The organism is Janthinobacterium sp. Mn2066 (assembly GCF_049319705.1).
Lineage (GTDB): Bacteria > Pseudomonadota > Gammaproteobacteria > Burkholderiales > Burkholderiaceae_D > Janthinobacterium.
In genome coordinates this window covers 592,759-609,513 of record NZ_JBMOUF010000001.1, presented here as the reverse complement: position 1 = coordinate 609,513, position 16,755 = coordinate 592,759, and the positions used below count along the sequence as shown (strand labels likewise).

Here is a 16,755-nt window from a genome sequence, read left to right as displayed (position 1 = left end):
GTTGCCGCAACAGCCGCCAGCATGTTGACCCTCTCCAGCATCGAACTCAATACCTGGATCGCAGCATTGCTGTGGCCGCTTAGCCGCATCCTCGGCTTGCTGGCGGCCGCACCGCTGTTCGGCAACGCGGCAGTGCCCATCAGCGTGAAAGTCTCGCTGGGCGCGCTGCTGGCCATGATCATCGCCCCCACCGTGCCCGCCCTGCCCGCCGCCGACCCGATGTCGCTGGCCGGTTTGCTGATACTCACGCAGGAAATGCTGGTAGGCCTGGCGATGGGCTTTACCGTCCGCATCGTGTTTTCCTCCATCGAAATGGCGGGCGAGATCAGCAGCCTGACGATGGGCCTGGGTTTTGCATCTTTTTTTGATCCGCAAACCAAGGGCCGCTCGTCGGCCATCAGCCAGTTCCTGGTGATGCTGGCCACCTTGATGTTTTTGACCATCAATGGCCACCTGGTCTTGCTGGCGGCGCTGGCCGAAAGTTTCGTCAGCCTGCCGATTTCCGCCTCGCCCATCAGCGGCGGCGGCTTCCAGCAATTGGCCGCCTGGGGCGGTGAAATCTTCCGCACCGGCTTGCAGATCGCCTTGCCCGTGGTCGCCGCCTTGCTGCTGACCAACGTGGCGCTGGGCATCCTGACGCGTGCTGCGCCCCAGCTCAATATCTTCGGTATCGGCTTTCCCGTTACCCTGGGAGTGGGCCTGCTGGTGATCGGCATGGTATTGCCTTACCTGTCCACGCCGTTCCAGAACATGTTTATGCGTGGCATAGAAACCGTCCGGCTGTTGCCGCGCAGCTTCGCCACGCGCGAGCGTCCACCACCGCCTTTGCCACCCAATCCACTGCGGCCAGCACCAGTTACCGCGCCCTGAACTTAAGCGTACAAACCGCTCAGTGCATGACGCAGCAGCAACGCCGACAAGACAAACATGGTCACGCCGATCAAGCCATCGAGCACCCGCCAGGCGGCAGGCCGGGCAAACATTGGCGCCAGCCAGCGTGAACCGAAGCCCAGCAAGCTGAACCAGAACAGGCTGGCAGCGCTGGCACCGAGAATAAAGCAGCCGCGCAGCATGGCAGGTTGTTGAGCGCCAATACTACCGACCAGCAATACCGTATCGAGATACACATGGGGATTGAGCAAAGTAAAGGCAGCTGCCTGGGCCAGCACGGCGGTCAGGCTGAGTCCGTCCCCACCTTCGGCCGCCCGTAACTGCTGCGGCTGGCGCGCGCGCTGCAAGGCTTGCCAGCCATACACAGCGAGAAAAACCGCGCCGCCCAGCGCCAGCAGGCTGGCCAGCAGCGGACGCTGGCCCAGCGCCTGGGCCATGCCCAGCACGCCGGCCGCGATCAGTACGGCGTCAGCCAGGGCGCAAAACAGCACCACGGGCGCCACATGTTCGCGCCGCAAGCCTTGCCGCAAGACAAAGGCGTTTTGCGAACCGATGGCAACGATGAGACCCAGGCCCAAGGCCAGGCCCTGGGAAAAGATGGAAAAAGCCAGTGGCATAGAAGTCGTTGAAATAGTCATGCGGCGCATCTTGCCTGTGCGCTCGAATGAAGGCAAACTATCTTTTCTTCACCAAATTAAGTTTTACTTACTTTATGCTCGATTATGCCGCGCTGACAGCATTGGCCACCGTGATACGTGTCGGCAGTTTCGAGCGTGCGGCGCGCGCACTGCACGTCACGCCATCGGCCATTTCACAGCGCATCCGCCTGCTCGAAGAGCGCGTCGGCTGTGCACTGGTGATCCGCGACCAGCCTTGCCGCGCCACCGAAACGGGGCGGCGCCTGTGCCAGCATGTGGATCAGGTGCAACTGCTGGAACAAGATTTGCACGGCAGCGTGCCAACGCTGGCCACGCAGGATGCACCGCGCGCCACCCTGCCCGTTGCCGTGAATGCCGACAGCCTGGCCACCTGGCTGGCGCCGGCCATCGCTGCGTTTGCCGCCGAGCACCCGGTGTTGATGGAAGTGGCCGTCGATGACCAGGACCACACGGCCGAGTGGCTGCGCAATGGCACCGTGCTGGCTGCCGTCACTTCCACGGCGCGGCCCGCTTCCGGCTGCCATAGCCGCCCGCTGGGCGCCATGCGCTACATCGCGGCCGCCAGCCCCGCCTTCATGCAGCGCTATTTCCCTGACGGCGTGGGCGCGGGCAGCCTGGCGCTGGCGCCCAGCCTGGTGTTCAATCTCAAGGATACCTTGCAGGAACGCTGGGTGCGCCGCCTGTGCCACCGGCATGTGGACCTGCCCCGGCATACCCTGCCTTCTTCGCAGGCCTTTGCCACGGCCGCGCTGGCCGGCATGGGCTGGGGCTTGCATCCGCAAGCGCTGATCGCATCCCATCTGGCGGCAGGCGCGCTGGTCGAATTGCTGCCCGGCAGTGCGCTCGACGTGCCGCTGTACTGGCACACGGCGCGCGCCAGCTCGGGCTTGCTGGAGCAATTGAGCCAGGCCATCGAGGCCGCGGCCCATGCAGCCTTACTGGCGGCCTGAGTACCAGCGCCGCACATCCAGATGCAGCTGCAGCTGCTGGTATTTCACCAGGTAGCGCAGCCCCACCAGCGCGGCCGCCAGGCCAGACACGGCGGCGATGCCCAGCGCCCAGCGGGGACCGAAGCTATCGGCCACCCAGCCCACGATGGGCGCGCCCAGCGGCGTGCCGCCGGCCAGAATCGCCAGCAGGATCGCCATCACCCGGCCCCGCATGGCGGGCGTGGTGGACAATTGCACGCTGCTGTTGACGCTGGTAGTGAACGTTTGCGCGGCGATGCCGACCGGCACCAGCAGCAAGCCGAACAGCCAGTAATTGGGCATCACGGCGGCCAGCGCGCAGCCGACGCCGAACAGCGCGGCGGCGCCCAGCAGCAAGGGCATGCGCGGCTGCGCGCGGCCGGCCGCCATCAGCGCACCGGCTACCGAGCCGCAGGCCATGATGGAACTGAGCAAGCCATACTGGCCCGGCCCTGCATGGAAGGCGGTGACCGACATGGTCGACAGGAAGATGGGGAAATTCAGGCCGAAGGTGCCGATCAGGAACAGCATCAGCAGCAGCGCCATCAGGTCGGGCCGCTGGCGCACATAGCGGAAACCTTCGCCAAGGCTGGCCCGTGTGGCGGCAATGCGGGGCGCGCGGCGCAGCAATTGCACGCGCAGCAGCAACAGCGAAGCGATCACGGCGGCGAACGAGGCTGCATTGATGATGAAGACCCAGCCGCTGCCCACGCTGCTGATCAGCAAACCGGCCACGGCCGGGCCCAGCATGCGCGCCGCATTGAACGAAGTGGAATTGAGTGCCACCGCATTCGCCAGATCTTCTTCTCCGACAATTTCAGACACAAAGGTCTGGCGCACGGGCGAATCGAAGGCCGTCACGCAGCCCAGCAGGAAAGCAAATACATACACTTGCCACAGTTGCACCGTACCGCTGATGCACAGCAAACCCAGTCCCAGCGCCAGCAAGCCCATGGCCGCCTGCGTGCACAGCAGCAGCTTGCGCCGGTCCAGCAAGTCGGCCGCCATGCCGGTCAAGGGCAGCAGCAATAGTTGCGGGCCGAACTGCAAGGCCATGACGATGCCGACGGCGCTGGCGTTGTGGTGCATCAATTCGCTCAGCACCAGCCAATCCTGCGCCGTGCGCTGCATCCAGGTGCCGACATTCGACACCAGGGCGCCGCCGGCCCAGATACGGTAATTGGGATTGCGTAACGAACGGAAAGTATTGTGCATCTGCGTGGGGGGACTCCTTGCCGGGGTGAAAGTGAATGGCGCCTTATTGCGCCAGACGTTTTAGTAATGCGACTGCGCGGTTCAGTTCGCTGATCTCGTCCGCCGTCAGCCGGCTTTCGATGTTGTGCGCCAGCCAGTCTTCGCGCGCGGCGCGGCTTTCCCGTATCCAGGCCCGGCAGGTATCGGTCAGCGACCAGATGGTTTGCCGGCCATCCTGCGGATCGGGCGCGCCTGTCACCATCTGCGCCTCGCTCAGGGCCAGCACGATGGCGCTCATCGACTGGGGCCGCATGCCTTCGACGCGCGCCAGGCTGCTGACGGTGGCGGGGCCATCGCGCTCCAGCCAGCCCAATACCGATGCCTGCGACATGCTGATGTCGCCCATATGTCCTTCTTCGCGCAGGCGGCGGCGCAGCTTGCCAACCAGGATGCGCAATTCGCCGGCCAGGTGCAGCACCTGCTCGTGTTGATGTTCGTTGTTGGTGGAGTTCATGGAGGAGCCGGATGATTCGATAGGCCCTACTGTAACATATATACAGGTAGACTGCACAGTTTGCCTGTATAGATTATCTTAAAATCAAGATCGCAAACGCAAAAAAGCCGGGGCCGGAGATCGTCTCCGTGCCCCGGCTTGCCGGCAGCAGCCCAGTGCCTGACGGCGCTAGCTGATGTAGTTAAACAACGACAATCCCGACATGGCCGAGAACGATTTTTGCGCCGCCTGCAAGGTCGTTTGCTGCTGGCTGAACTGGGAAATGGCTTTCACCACGTCCAGGTCCTGCAGCCCCATCAAGGTGGTCGAATACTGAATGTCCAGATCGTCGCCTGCACTGTCGAGCGTATCGAGTTCTTTCAGGCGCGAACCCACTTCGGCGCGCACCGACAAGACATTGTCGTACGCGGTATCGAGGTTGTTATGGGCGGCATTCAAGGCGCCCGTCAGGCGCGCCTGGCCCGCATCGCCGCCCGCTGGCTGGTTCAGCGCACTGATCAGATTGGTGATGGTGGTAAAGATCGATTCCTTGCCGCTGGGCGCCAGGGTGAACTTGTCCTGGTCGGCAGGCTTGCCCGAGATCGACACTTGCTGGCCGTCAAAGCTGATCGCGTCGCCCGCCTTGTAGGGCACTGGTACGGCCGGGTTCGGTATGGTCTGGCCCAGGGTGGTGTCGGTCACGGTATAGGTGGTGACGGCGTCAGTGCCCGTGCCCGTGACCTGGAAATCGATGGAATACTTGTGGCCGGTCAGCTTGGTGGGATCGGTCACGGTGCCGCCGGAAATGATGCCGGCCCCGCCCCGCGTAAAGTTGCCCGGGTCGGCCGCCGTGGTGAACTTGCCATTGCCGGTCAGGTTGTTTTCAAACACGGCCGCGCCGGAATCGCTGGTGGCCAGGTAGCGCGAAGAGCCGACCTGCAATTGACGCTGGCCCTGGTCGCCCACATAGGTCGCGCCGGTGGAAGTCTGGCTGAATGGCTGGCTGCTCGACTTGTAGCCGCCAAACAGATAACCACCGGCATTGTCGGAGGTATTGGCAATGCCCATCAGATCGGTCAGCCGGCCTTGCAGTTCCGTCGCCAGGCTTTGGCGGTCCACGTCCTTGAGCGCAGGATTGCCGGCCTTGACCACCAGTTCCTGCACGTCGGCGATCAGGGACGTGGTGCTGGCCAGCGCCAGGTCTTCCTGCGACAGGAAATTCTTGGCATTCGAGCGGTTGGTGACGAACTGGGTATTGATCGATTGCGACTGCGTCACTTCCAGCGCGCGCGCCGAAGCGATCGGATCGTCGGCCGGCGTCAGGTTGCGGCGGTTGGCCGACAGCTGCATCTGCGTGCGGTTGAGCGCGCCTTGCAAGGTATTGAGCTGTGAAGTGCCCGCATCATAAATCATCCTGGTACTGATACGCATGCTGTCCCTCCTGGTGGCGGCAGCCGCCTTGGCTGCCGCGCAAATAATTAACGTGCGATACCGATCACAACATCGAACAGGGTGCTGGCGATTTGCATCACCTTGCCGCACGCCTGGTACGCTTGCTGATAACGCAACAAGTTAGCCGCCTCTTCATCGAGGTTGACGCCCGATACGGATTGCATCTGGCTGGTATTTTGTTGCAACAAGGCAATGCTGGCCAGGCCGCTGACCTGCACTTCGCGCGTCTTGTTGCCCACGTAGCTGACGGTTTGCGCGTAAGAGCCCTGGAAGGTAGCCTTGCCGCCATCGAGAATATTCTTGGTTTGCAAGCTGGCCAGTGCGGCCGCGTTGCGGTTGTCGCCCACGCCACCCGAGTTCGGTCCCACGGTAAACGTATCGCCCTGGGCCGGCGCGCCCGTCATGGTGATATTGACGCCGCCAAAGTTAAAGCTGTCGCCATCCGTGTAGGGAATATTGGCCGTACCGGCAGGATACGTGGTGCTGTTGCCATTGGCGCCCTTGACTGTCACCGCCTGGCCGGCCGGGAAACCCGACAGCGAACCGGTGGTCTTGTCATACGTCAAGGTCACGGTACTGGTCAGTGCATTGCCTGGATTCAAATAAGCGCTATCCACGCTGCTGGAGGTGAACTTGGCATTACCCGTGTTGGCCACCGGCACGCCGGTGACGATCGGCGAACCCGCGGCCAGCTTGTTGACGTCGGTAGTGAGCACGGACAGGCCGGCGGCGCCGTTGGCGGTTGGCTTGATCACATAGTTATCGCCCGCAGCCGCCGTGCCCGAGATCGAGAAATCCACGCCATCGATGGTTTGCGGCTTGGTTTGCGGATACGGGTTGATGATGGTGCGCGTACCGTCGCTCTGGCGCGTCACCACATAATTGCTGCCGTCATACTTGAGGCTGTAATCGCTGGACGTCAGCTGGGTCGGATCGCTGACCTTGGCCGTCAGCACCGTGGTATTCGACGAGCTGTTGCGGATATCGGCGCCAATGACGGGGTCCGGAATCTTGAAAAAATCCGTGCCCATGGCGCCATTCAAGTCCTGGCCCAGCTTGTGCTGGTCATTGAACGTGCTGGCCAAGGCGATCGCTACTTTCCCCAGGGAATTCTGCACGGTGTCCAGTGTTTCAGTACGGAAATCAAGCAAGCCGCCCAGGGAGCCGCCCGTGAGCGAATTTTTCGGCAAGATCGACACGGTACTGCCCGTGACATAACCCACCTCGATACGGTTGGGGTCGGTCAACGACGGGGTGGCTGCCAGTTCATAATTATGGTCGCCCACCACCAGCGGCTGGCCCGAGCCGATGGACACGGTAATCGTATTGTTGGCGCCGGGCTGGGAAGTGGTTTTGACGTATTTATTCAGTTCGGCAACCAATTGATCGCGCTGGTCCAGCAAATCGTTGGGCTGGTTGCTGGCATTGCTCGTCAATTGCCCGATCGACTTGTTGAGTTCCGCAATCTGCTTGGCATACGAGTTAATCACCGTCACGTTCGAGGCGATCTGCGAATTGACGCCATCGCCGATTTCCGTCAGGCGTCCGCTGAGACTCTGGAAACGCGAGGCCAGCGAATTAGCGCTCGACAACAACGCCTGGCGCGACGCCACGGAAGTGGGGTTGGAACTGAAATCCTGCACCCCCTTGAAAAAATCCTGCAAGGCGGGCGACAGGCCGGCCGTGGTATCGGCCATCAGGTTGTCGATCTGGCTGATCTGCGTGTAATACGCATCGAGCGAACTGGTGGTGGCCTGCGCATTATTGACCTGGCTCGCCATGAAACTGTCGTACTGGCGCTTGACCTCCGATATCTCGGTACCCGTGCCGACAAAACCATACCCGGCATTATTGGCCTGCGATGTCTGTTGCAGCACGACCTGGCGGTTGTAGCCGTCGACGTTGGCATTGGTAATGTTATGCCCAGTCGTGGCCAAGCCCACCTGCGCTGCAAGCAAACCACTTTTGCCGATACTGAGAAGATTGGAGGTCATGATGTCTTATAAGTTCCTGTCCAGATTATTTACGGCACATATCACGAAAACTTGAAAAATCAGCCGTGCCTCGGCAAGCATGCGCTACACGCAGGGGCTTACCCCACCAGCGAATGCTTGATGATTTTTGTCAGTTTGGCAGCATAATTGGGGTCGGTGGCATAACCGGCTTTTTGCAGGCCTTGCGCGAAGCTGGCGGCGTCGCCGGCGCTGGCCAGCACTTTTTCATAGCGCTTGTTGCCAGTAATCAACTGTGCATAATCCTTGAAGCTGTCGGCATAGCTGTCATAGGCGCGGAAATTTTCCACCCGCGTCTGCGGCTTGCCATTTACATATTCGGTGGTGACGGCTTGCGTGACCTTGCCCTTCCAGTCAGGGGTCGCCTTGATGCCGAACAGATTGTGGCTGCTGCTGCCGTCGCGGCCGATGATCTCGCGCTTGCCCCAGCCTGTTTCCAGCGCTGCCTGGCCCAGCATGAACTTGGCCGGAATGCCGGTGGCGCGGCTGGCTTCTTCCGCATGGGCACCCAGCTTTTCCTGGAAGGCGCGCACATGCGGTGCTTGCGTAGTGCCCGCCTTGGCATTGGGATTGGCCGCAGCGCCATCGCTGACGGCATTCTGCTGCTGGCGGAAGGCGGCCAGCGCCTGCGCCATGCTCGACGATCGGGGCGACGGCACTTCCGTGGCATCGGTGGCCAGCGGCTGGCTGGCCGACAGCTGGCGCAGCAGCGCCTCGGCCAGGCCGGTGCCCCGCTTGGCCAGGCTCTGGCTGGTCTGCTGGTCCAGCATCGAGGTGTACATCTTGCTTTGCTGGCTATCCATGATGCCGTCCTGCGGCGTGGCGTCGCGCATGCTTTTCATCATCATGTTGATGAACATGGCTTCAAACTGCGTGGCCGCTTCTTTCAACGCACCGGGATCTTTCGCCTTGGCCGACTGGCGCAAGCCATCCATGCCCTTGACGTCATAGGCGGCCTGATTGTTAAGGTTGTTGAGGTCGGTTTGGCTGATCATGGCGCCCCCATCAAATGATTTCAAGTTCGGCGCGCAGCGAACCTGCCGCCTTCATCGCCTGCAAGATGGCCAGCAAGTCCTGCGGCGTCGCGCCGATCGCATTGAGCGCCTTGACCACGTCGGACAGCGAAGCGCCGCCCTTGACCATGATGACCTTGCCCGGATCGGACTTGATATCGATCTGGGAAGTCTGCGTGACGACCGTGCGCCCGCCCGACAGCGGTGGCGGCTGGCTGACCTGCGGCTCGGTGTTGATGGTGACGGACAAGTTGCCGTGCGAAATGGCGCAAGTGTCGAGGGTCACCGACTGGTTCATTACCACCGAACCGGTGCGCGCATTCAGGATGACCTTGGCAGCCAGCCGGGCCGGATTGACTTCGATACTTTCCAGCTGGCCCAAAAAGGCCACGCGCTGGTCGCTATTGCCGGGCGAGCGCACCTGGATCACCCTGCCGTCGAGCGCGGCGGCCGTGCCGGGGCCATAACGGCTGTTGATGGCGTCGACCACCCGGCTGGCGGTGGAAAAGTCGGTGGCGTTCAGTTCCAGGCGCACCATGTCGTTGGCGCCCAGCACCGAAGGCACGCTACGCTCGACGGTGGCGCCGCCCGAGATGCGCCCGACGCTCAAGTGGTTCACCACTACCGAACTGCCGGGCGCCTGGGCGCCCACGCCGCCCACCAGCACGTTGCCCTGCGCCATGCCATACACCTGGCCATCGGCGCCCTTGAGCGGCGTCATCAGCAAAGTGCCGCCACGCAGGCTCTTGGCGTTACCCATCGACGAGACCGTCACATCGAGCAGCTGGCCCGGCTGGGCAAACGCGGGCAAGGCCGTCGTCACCATCACGGCGGCGACGTTTTTCAATTGCAAACTGGTGCCTTGCGGCATGTTGATGCCCTGCTGCTGCAGCATGGCGGCGATACTCTGGATGGTAAACGGCGTTTGCGTGGTCTGGTCGCCGCTGCCGTCGAGGCCGACGACCAGGCCATAGCCCATCAATTGGTTTTGCCGCACGCCGGCGATACTGGCCAGGTCTTTCAGGCGCTCGGCGTGGGCCAGCGGCGCCAGCATGGCGACAGCTAAGCCGCAGGCGGCCAGCAAACGGGGAAAGGTCAGGGTCGCCATGATCAGAATGGCATCAGGCTGAGGAAGAAGCGCGAAAACATCGACGACAGTTCGGCCCGGTCGATCTGGCTATTGGTGCGGTATTCCACGCGCGCGTCGGCCACCTGGGTCGACGGCACGACGTTGCCGATGCCGATGGTATCCGGATTGACCATGCCCGAGAAGCGGATGAATTCGGTGCCCTTGTTCATGGCGATCTGTTTTTCGCCGGCCACGATCAAGTTACCATTAGGCAATTCTTCGATGACGGTCACGCCGATGGTGCCTGAAAACGTATTGCTGGCCGACTGGTTGTCGCCATCGGCAAACTTGGTCGCGCCATTCGCCGAGACGGTGCCGCCAAAGCGGCCCTGGGCAAACCCCGGCGTGCTGAAACCCACGCTGCCGCTCTTGTTGCCCGAGCTGGCGCCCGCCTTGACGGCATTCGTGCGTTCGGTGATAGCGATCGTCATGGTGTCGCCCACGTGGCGCGCGCGGCGGTCTTCGAAGGCCGGGCGATAGGTCGATGGCTGGTAGATGGAGCCATTGTTGGCCGCTACCGGTTCGGGCATCGGTGCGCGGGTGGTGGTGGGATACTGCACGATCGAGGTGGGGGTGACGGCGCAGCCCGACAGCAGGGCGGCGGCGCACAGGGCGAACAGGGAATATTGCATGACTTACCTCCGCTGCCATCCGGCACCGGACGGCATGACGACTAAAAAAATTAAAGCTGAGACAGTTTCTGCAGCATCTGGTCGGACGTGGTGATGGCCTTGCTGTTGATCTCGTAGGCGCGCTGCGTCTGGATCATGTTGACCATTTCCTCGGCCACGTTGACGTTCGAGGTTTCGATATAGCCCTGCATCAAAAAGCCGGCGCCATTAGTGCCCGGCGTATTGGTCTGGGCCACGCCGGACGCGCCCGTTTCCATGTACAGGTTTTCGCCTTTCGATTCCAGGCCGGCCGGGTTGACAAAGGTGACCAGCTGCAAGGAACCGATCTGCGCCGGTGCGGTGGTGTCGGGCAAGGTAACGGAAACGGTGCCGTCGCGCGCCACGGTAATGCTCAGCGCATTGGTCGGCACGGTGATGGCCGGCTGGATCACGAAACCTTCGGAAGTGACCAGCTGGCCGTTGCTGTCGGTCTGGAACGAGCCGTCGCGGGTGTAGGCAGTGGCGCCGTCCGGCATCAGTACCTGGAAAAAGCCCGTGCCGTTGACCATCACGTCGCGCGAATTGCCGGTGGCCTGCGGGTTGCCCTGGGTATGGATGCGTTCGGTAGCCACGGTGCGCACGCCGGTGCCGATCTGCAAGCCCGATGGCAGCTGGGTCTGCTGCGACGATTGCGCGCCGGGCTGGCGCACGTTTTGGTACAACAAGTCTTCGAACACGGCGCGCGATTTCTTGAAACCGGTGGTGCTGACGTTGGCCAGGTTATTGGCAATCACGTCCATCTGCGTCTGCTGCGCTTCCAGCCCCGTCTTCGCGATCCAAAGTGAACGTATCATGTTTTTTCTCCAGTAACAGCGCCGGCAGGCCTGTGAACAATTTCTATGTGACCATTATGCGGTGATCCCTATCAATTCAAAGCGAGGATCTGGGTTGCTTTCGCGGCGTTATTCTCGGCATTCTTCAACAGGCTCATTTGCGTTTCGAACTGGCGCGCCAGCGAAATCATGCTGACCATGGCATCGACCGGGCTGACATTGCTGCCTTCCAGCGCTTCGGTGGTCAGCTTGACGCCTTGGTCGGCCTGCGCCGTGGTGCCGTCTTTCAGGCGGAACAGGCCATCATCGCCGCGCACCAGCTGCTGCTCGGGCGGATTGACCAGCTTGATGCGTCCCAGCACGGTCGATGGGCCGGGCGGGATATCGGTGGAAATCGTGCCCACCGTGCCATCGCTGGCAATCGACACCGTCACGCCGGGCGGGATCGCCAGCGGGCCCGTATCGCCCTGCACCATCAGCCCGGACTGGGTTTGCAGCATGCCGTTTTCATTGATCTTCAGGCTGCCATTGCGCGTGTAGGCCTCGGAACCATCGGCCGACTGCACCGCGATCCAGCCGGCGTTTTCCACCGCCACGTCGAGCGGACGCCCCGTGTGCTGCATCGGGCCTTGTGAAAAATCCGAGCCGACCGTGGAATCGACCACGAAGGCGCGCGTCGGCATCAAGCCGTCGGCCACCACCGGCACGGCGCGGAAAGAGTCCAGCTGGGCGCGAAAACCCGTGCTGGTCGCGTTCGCCAGGTTGTTGGCAGTCGTCGACTGCTTCTCCATGATGTGCTTGGCGCCGGAGCTGGCGGTGTAGATAAGACGGTCCATGTGTTTCTCCTGCCGGTAACGCAACTAAACGGGATTACTACAATATCAAGGGTGCCTCGACAAGTGTAGCGAGCGGTTCAATACCGGGTTGAGTAGCGCAGCTGTACGGAGGTACAGCGAGCAACGCCGACCCGGTAGTGAGACGCGCAGTAGCTTGGCGAAGCACCCATCAATTAGCGCAGGTTGACGATGGTTTGCAATACCGAATCCTGCGTCTTGATGGTCTGCGCATTCGCCTGGTAAGCGCGCTGGGCAGTGATCATGTTGACCAGCTCGGCCGTCAAGTCGACGTTCGACACCTCCACCGCCTGCGCACGCAGGTTGCCCAGGTTGCCGGTCTTCGGTTCGCCCGTGATGGGGGCGCCCGAGGCCGAGCTTTCGGCCCAGGCATTGTTACCCAGCGGCACCAGACCGTTCGGATTGGAGAAGTTACTCAGAATCACCTGGCCCAGGCTGCGCGTCTGGCCATTGCTGTACTGCCCCTGGATGATGCCGTCATCGCCCACCACGAAGCGGCTCAGCTGGCCGGCCGGATAGCCATCGGCGATGGTTTTCTTTTCGCTGGTGGCAATGCCGAGCTGGGTCGAGTTGGTGAAATCGACCTTCACCGCCAGGTTGGCATTGGCGCCCGTGGCAGGGAAGATAGGCAGGTTGACGGTCACCGGCAACGATTGCGGCGGCGTCAGGTTCAGCATGGCGACCTTGTCCAGGCTGCCGCCGGTGTTAAACACCAGCGAACCCGTCTTCACGGCAGGCACTACCGTCACGGCAGCGATGGCGGCGTCAATCTGGTCCGGGGTGCGGCTGGAGTTCAGGCCGTTAGGCACCGCGCTGCCATAGGTGGCGGCAATCGCCGCCAGCTGGGCTGGCGAAGCGCCGGCAGCCGTCGCGGCGGCGGTCACGGCGGCGCCAGCGGCATTGCCGTAGGCAACAGCGGCGGCGGCCACATTGGCGGCGTTCAGCGGTACGGCGGTCACTGCCGTTTGATAGGCGGCGCGCGCAGCCAGGGCAGCCGGGTCCGTTTGCAGGGCAGCGGCCGCCTTCATGCTGGTCACTTCCATATTGTCATTGGCCGTGTACACGTCCCAGGTATTGGTACCCGTCTTGACGTAGAACATGGACATGGTGTGGGCGTTGCCCAGCGAATCGTAGACGGCGACCGGGATCTGCTTGTTGTAGGAGGTCGGGTCGCTCATGCTGAACGGCACCGTGGTCGGCATATCCGAATTGGAATTGAGGTTGACCTGGGTATCGACCTTGGTGGTGGCTTGCGGCTTCATGTCGGACGGATCGATTTGCAGCGGCACGGCAGCGCCGGCCAGGATCTTGCCGTTGACATCGGCCGGATAACCGGTCAGCTGGGCCAGCTGGGCATTGACGATAAAGCCTTGCTTGTCTATCTGGAACTGGCCATTGCGCGAATACTGGATGGCGCCATTCACGCTGGTACGGAAGAAGCCGCTACCATTGATGGCGATATCGAGTGGATTGGTGGAGTTTTCGATGTTACCCTGCGTAAATTGCTGGGCAATTTGCGACACCGATACACCGATACCCGCCTGGTTGCCCGCCACGCCATACAGCGAGTTGGCATAAATGTCGGCGAACTGTGCCTGCGACTGCTTGAAACCCACGGTGGACGAGTTGGCGATATTGTTGCCGATGACATCCAGCGATTTGGCGGCGCCGTTCAAGCCGCTCAGGCCTTGTTGGAAAGACATTGTATTCTCCTGGTAGGAATAAGGTAGTAAGGCCGGGGAACCGGCTTACAGAATCTGCTTCACGTCTGCCATCGTGATACTGCCCACGCCCGGCACATTCAATTTCACGCCACTGGCGCCCGTCGACACACTGGCCACCGAACCGAACATCAGCGCGGTAGCGTCTTTCAACTCGACGCCGCCGCGCGTGGCCACCACCTTGAAGGTGTAGGCGCCATCGGGCAGCACCACCGGCTTGCCATCCTTGTCGAGATCGCCGGTGGTGCCGTTCCAGCCCAGCGGCAGGGTGCCCGGATCCTGCGCCCCCAGGTCGATGGAATGGACGAGCTTGCCGGACTTGTCGTAAATGTCCACCTGCACCTTGTCGGCCGCCGTCGCCAGGTCCACGCCCAGCAGGGCGGCGCTCTTGCTCAGGTTGATATCCTTACCCGCCGTCAACACGCCGTGACCGATGATGTTGGCTGCCTGCATCGATTCGGCTTGCTGGTAACTCGATTTCAGGCTGTCGAGGGTCGTGTTGAGGTTGTTGATGCCCGTCACCGTCGACAGCTGGGCCAGCTGGCTGGTCAGCTGTGCATTGTCGAGCGGGTTCATCGGATCCTGGTTTTGCAGCTGGGTCACCAGCAAGGTCAGGAACTTGTTGGTCTGCGCCTCGACGCTATTCGGATCGGCCGTGCTCTTCTTCGGATTCATCGTCGCCATCAAGTCATTCGAGATGGAGGTATTGGTATCTACGGTAGCCATGGTTTTGATGAGCCTTATTGGCCTAAAGTGAGGGTTTTCAGGAGCAGCGACTTGGCCGCGTTCATGGTTTCCACGTTCGTCTGGTACGAGCGCGAAGCCGACAGCATGTTGACCATTTCATCGACGGTATTCACGTTGGGCATGGTGACATAGCCCTTGTCGTCGGCCAGCGGGTTTTTCGGGTCATACACCAGCTTCATCGGCGACGGATCGTCGATCACCTTTTGCACCTTGACGGCAGTGGCGCCATTGGCCATCGGCACGGCTTCGAACACCACCTGCTTGGCGCGGTAGGCTTCGCCACTGGCGCTGGTGGCGCTGTCGGCATTGGCCAGGTTGCTGGCCACCGTGTTGAGCCGCTGCGCCTGGGCGCTCATGGCCGAACCGGAAACATTAAAAATATTAAATAGCGACATGATTATTGTCCTCCCTGGATCGCCGTCAGCATGCCCTTGATCTGGCCATTGAGCAGGGTGATGGCGGTTTCATAACGGATGGCGTTGTCGGCAAAGGCGTTACGCTCCAGGTCCATATCGACCGTATTGCCATCGACGGCGCCCTGCGCCGGCGTGCGGTACAGCAGCGGCGTGCCATCGGGCAAGCTGCCGGCCGCCTTGCTGCCGGCGGCGCCCTCGACGCCCTTGCCCGCCATATGCTGGGGCGAGGTGGCCTTCAGTGCGGGCGCCGCGCCGCCGGCCTTGGCCAGCGCGCCTTTCAGGGCACTGGCGAAATCGACATCGCGCGCCTTGTAGTTGGGCGTATCGGCATTGGCGATATTCGAAGCGAGCACTTCCTGGCGCGTCGAACGCAAGCTCAGCGCCGTCTCATTGAAGCGCATGTAATCGTCGAGTTTACCTATCATTTCAGGCTCCGGAAAAAGTCGCCACTGGCGCCCGGTTTGGCGGATGAATGGCGTTTTAGTGATGACAGGAAAGATAGTACGGCGGCGGCCTTGCCAGCCATCGCCGGATCAGACCGCACTTTTACCCCTTAATCCTCGCTTCGACCGGGCGCGCGCGGTCTATCATGGCACCATTCCAGAGGCCTATCACCATGAAAAAACCGCTCTCCTCCGCTCGCTCCCTCTTGCTGCCGCTGGCTTGGCTGGCATTGCTGGCGCCACTGGCACAGGCGCAGAACGCGGCTGCCGGACGCCAGTCGCCGGAAACGCTGCGGCAAAGCGTGGAACAGTTCCTGCTGGTGCAAAGCAATGGCTTGCCAGGCAAGGTCAGCGTCACCGTCGGCGCCGTCGATCCGCGCCTGAACCTGGCGCCCTGCCCTGCGCCGCAAGCGTTCATGGCGCCCGGCGCGCGCGCCTGGGGCAAGACCACGGTGGGCGTGCGCTGCACCCAGCCCGCCAACTGGACTATTTATGTGCAAGCCAATGTGGCGGTGGTCGGCGACTACATCGCCAGCGCCGCGCCACTGGCGCAAGGACAAACCATCGACGCTACCCAGCTGGTGACCATGCAGGGCGACCTGGCCGCGTTGCCAGCGGGCATAGCCACCGACATGGCGCAGGTGGTCGGCGCCAGCGCCAATGTCTCCTTGCCACCCGGCACGCCGATGCGCCTGGACACCTTGCGCCGCAAACCGGTGGTCATCCAGGGCCAGCTGGTGCGGGTGGTGTCGAGCGGCAATGGTTTCCAAGTGGCATCAGAAGGGCGCGCCATCGGCAATGCCGGCGACGGCCAGGTGGTGCAGGTACGCACCCAAAGCGGCCAGCAAATCAGCGGCGTGGCGCGCGCGGGCGGCATGGTGGAGGTGGCCTTTTAAAGCGGGCTGGACAGCGATATTGTCGTCTGGGGCACTAAAGTTTCAAGAGACGGTGCCGATAAAGAGACATATCCCGGAGTTTTTTGACTTCGACCAGACGAGGATCATGTTGTGAAAATCACCGAAACCATCAAGAGCAATCCCGCTTTGCCGGTCGCGCCGACCAATACCTCGGGCGCCCGCAATGCCGAGAAAGCACAAGCAACACCGACGACGTCGGATAATGTACGCCTGTCCTCGCAAGGACAGGCATTAGCGGCCAGTGCAACTGCCGGCAGCGGCGGCGTGTTCGACACGAAAAAAGTGGAACGCATCAAGCTCGCCATCGCCGACGGCCAGTTCCAGGTCAATTCTGAAAAAGTGGCAGACGGTCTCCTGGATACAGTCAAGGACTTGCTGCACTCACGAAATAGATAGGTTTCC

18 protein-coding genes are annotated in these 16,755 nt (G+C 61.9%); 4 read left to right on the top strand and 14 right to left on the bottom strand.

All coding sequences use genetic code 11. The features are described 5' to 3' along the window. Positions 1-21 precede the first annotated feature (21 nt). Positions 22-870, top strand: coding sequence for a flagellar biosynthetic protein FliR (gene fliR / locus ACL9RI_RS02655; protein WP_422725035.1), 849 nt, complete (start codon positions 22-24; stop codon positions 868-870). 2 nt (positions 871-872) lie between these two features. Here fliR and ACL9RI_RS02650 read toward each other — a convergent pair whose 3' ends face one another. Further along, positions 873-1,529 carry a LysE/ArgO family amino acid transporter gene (locus tag ACL9RI_RS02650; RefSeq protein ID WP_422725034.1) on the bottom strand — a complete coding sequence of 219 codons (657 nt, stop codon included), beginning with the start codon at positions 1,527-1,529 and terminating at the stop codon, positions 873-875. A gap of 74 nt (positions 1,530-1,603) precedes the next feature. Here ACL9RI_RS02650 and ACL9RI_RS02645 point away from each other — a divergent pair, with 74 nt between their 5' ends. Further along, a complete protein-coding gene (locus tag ACL9RI_RS02645) occupies positions 1,604-2,500 on the top strand; it encodes a LysR family transcriptional regulator ArgP (RefSeq protein WP_422725033.1) in 897 nt (298 codons plus the stop codon). On the opposite strand, the gene ACL9RI_RS02640 is transcribed toward ACL9RI_RS02645, so the two are convergent. The 13 genes from ACL9RI_RS02640 to flgB form a co-directional block, all read right to left on the bottom strand. Then, positions 2,486-3,733 carry an MFS transporter gene (locus tag ACL9RI_RS02640; protein ID WP_422725032.1) on the bottom strand — a complete coding sequence of 416 codons (1,248 nt, stop codon included), beginning with the start codon at positions 3,731-3,733 and terminating at the stop codon, positions 2,486-2,488. The two genes, ACL9RI_RS02645 and ACL9RI_RS02640, sit on opposite strands and share 15 nt — an antisense overlap. Before the next feature lie 43 nt (positions 3,734-3,776). Next, positions 3,777-4,226 carry a MarR family winged helix-turn-helix transcriptional regulator gene (locus ACL9RI_RS02635; protein WP_422725031.1) on the bottom strand — a complete coding sequence of 150 codons (450 nt, stop codon included), beginning with the start codon at positions 4,224-4,226 and terminating at the stop codon, positions 3,777-3,779. Between the two features lie 168 nt (positions 4,227-4,394). After that, the gene (gene flgL / locus ACL9RI_RS02630; protein WP_422725030.1) at positions 4,395-5,636 is read right to left on the bottom strand and encodes a flagellar hook-associated protein FlgL; all 1,242 of its coding nucleotides are present in this window, start codon (positions 5,634-5,636) and stop codon (positions 4,395-4,397) included. Positions 5,637-5,683: 47 nt separating this feature from the next. Then, a complete protein-coding gene (flgK, locus tag ACL9RI_RS02625) occupies positions 5,684-7,651 on the bottom strand; it encodes a flagellar hook-associated protein FlgK (RefSeq protein WP_422725029.1) in 1,968 nt (655 codons plus the stop codon). A 98-nt stretch (positions 7,652-7,749) separates the two neighbouring features. Further along, on the bottom strand, positions 7,750-8,664 hold the full coding sequence (gene flgJ / locus ACL9RI_RS02620) for a flagellar assembly peptidoglycan hydrolase FlgJ (RefSeq protein WP_422725028.1): 915 nt from the start codon (positions 8,662-8,664) through the stop codon (positions 7,750-7,752). Positions 8,665-8,674: 10 nt separating this feature from the next. Next, complete coding sequence (locus ACL9RI_RS02615; protein WP_422725027.1) at positions 8,675-9,790, bottom strand: flagellar basal body P-ring protein FlgI; 1,116 nt, start codon at positions 9,788-9,790, stop codon at positions 8,675-8,677. 2 nt (positions 9,791-9,792) lie between these two features. Further along, positions 9,793-10,443 (bottom strand): flagellar basal body L-ring protein FlgH, encoded by a 651-nt coding sequence (locus ACL9RI_RS02610; protein ID WP_422725026.1) that lies wholly within the window; start codon positions 10,441-10,443, stop codon positions 9,793-9,795. A 50-nt stretch (positions 10,444-10,493) separates the two neighbouring features. Further along, positions 10,494-11,276 (bottom strand): flagellar basal-body rod protein FlgG, encoded by a 783-nt coding sequence (gene flgG / locus ACL9RI_RS02605; protein ID WP_422725025.1) that lies wholly within the window; start codon positions 11,274-11,276, stop codon positions 10,494-10,496. Positions 11,277-11,347: 71 nt separating this feature from the next. Next, entirely contained in the window at positions 11,348-12,091 is a 744-nt protein-coding gene (locus tag ACL9RI_RS02600; protein ID WP_422725024.1) for a flagellar basal body rod protein FlgF, read from the bottom strand. A gap of 173 nt (positions 12,092-12,264) precedes the next feature. Then, the gene (locus tag ACL9RI_RS02595; RefSeq protein WP_422725023.1) at positions 12,265-13,812 is read right to left on the bottom strand and encodes a flagellar hook protein FlgE; all 1,548 of its coding nucleotides are present in this window, start codon (positions 13,810-13,812) and stop codon (positions 12,265-12,267) included. Positions 13,813-13,857: 45 nt separating this feature from the next. Next, on the bottom strand, positions 13,858-14,556 hold the full coding sequence (locus ACL9RI_RS02590; RefSeq protein WP_422725022.1) for a flagellar hook assembly protein FlgD: 699 nt from the start codon (positions 14,554-14,556) through the stop codon (positions 13,858-13,860). 14 nt (positions 14,557-14,570) lie between these two features. After that, the gene (flgC, locus tag ACL9RI_RS02585) at positions 14,571-14,972 is read right to left on the bottom strand and encodes a flagellar basal body rod protein FlgC (RefSeq protein WP_183675666.1); all 402 of its coding nucleotides are present in this window, start codon (positions 14,970-14,972) and stop codon (positions 14,571-14,573) included. 2 nt (positions 14,973-14,974) lie between these two features. Beyond that, the gene (flgB, locus tag ACL9RI_RS02580; protein WP_422725021.1) at positions 14,975-15,418 is read right to left on the bottom strand and encodes a flagellar basal body rod protein FlgB; all 444 of its coding nucleotides are present in this window, start codon (positions 15,416-15,418) and stop codon (positions 14,975-14,977) included. A 191-nt stretch (positions 15,419-15,609) separates the two neighbouring features. Between flgB and flgA the strand changes: the two genes are divergently transcribed. Then, positions 15,610-16,332: a flagellar basal body P-ring formation chaperone FlgA gene (flgA, locus tag ACL9RI_RS02575; RefSeq protein WP_422725020.1), complete on the top strand. Its 723-nt coding sequence runs from the start codon at positions 15,610-15,612 to the stop codon at positions 16,330-16,332. 111 nt (positions 16,333-16,443) lie between these two features. Continuing rightward, positions 16,444-16,749 (top strand): flagellar biosynthesis anti-sigma factor FlgM, encoded by a 306-nt coding sequence (flgM, locus tag ACL9RI_RS02570; protein WP_183675663.1) that lies wholly within the window; start codon positions 16,444-16,446, stop codon positions 16,747-16,749. Positions 16,750-16,755 lie beyond the last annotated feature (6 nt).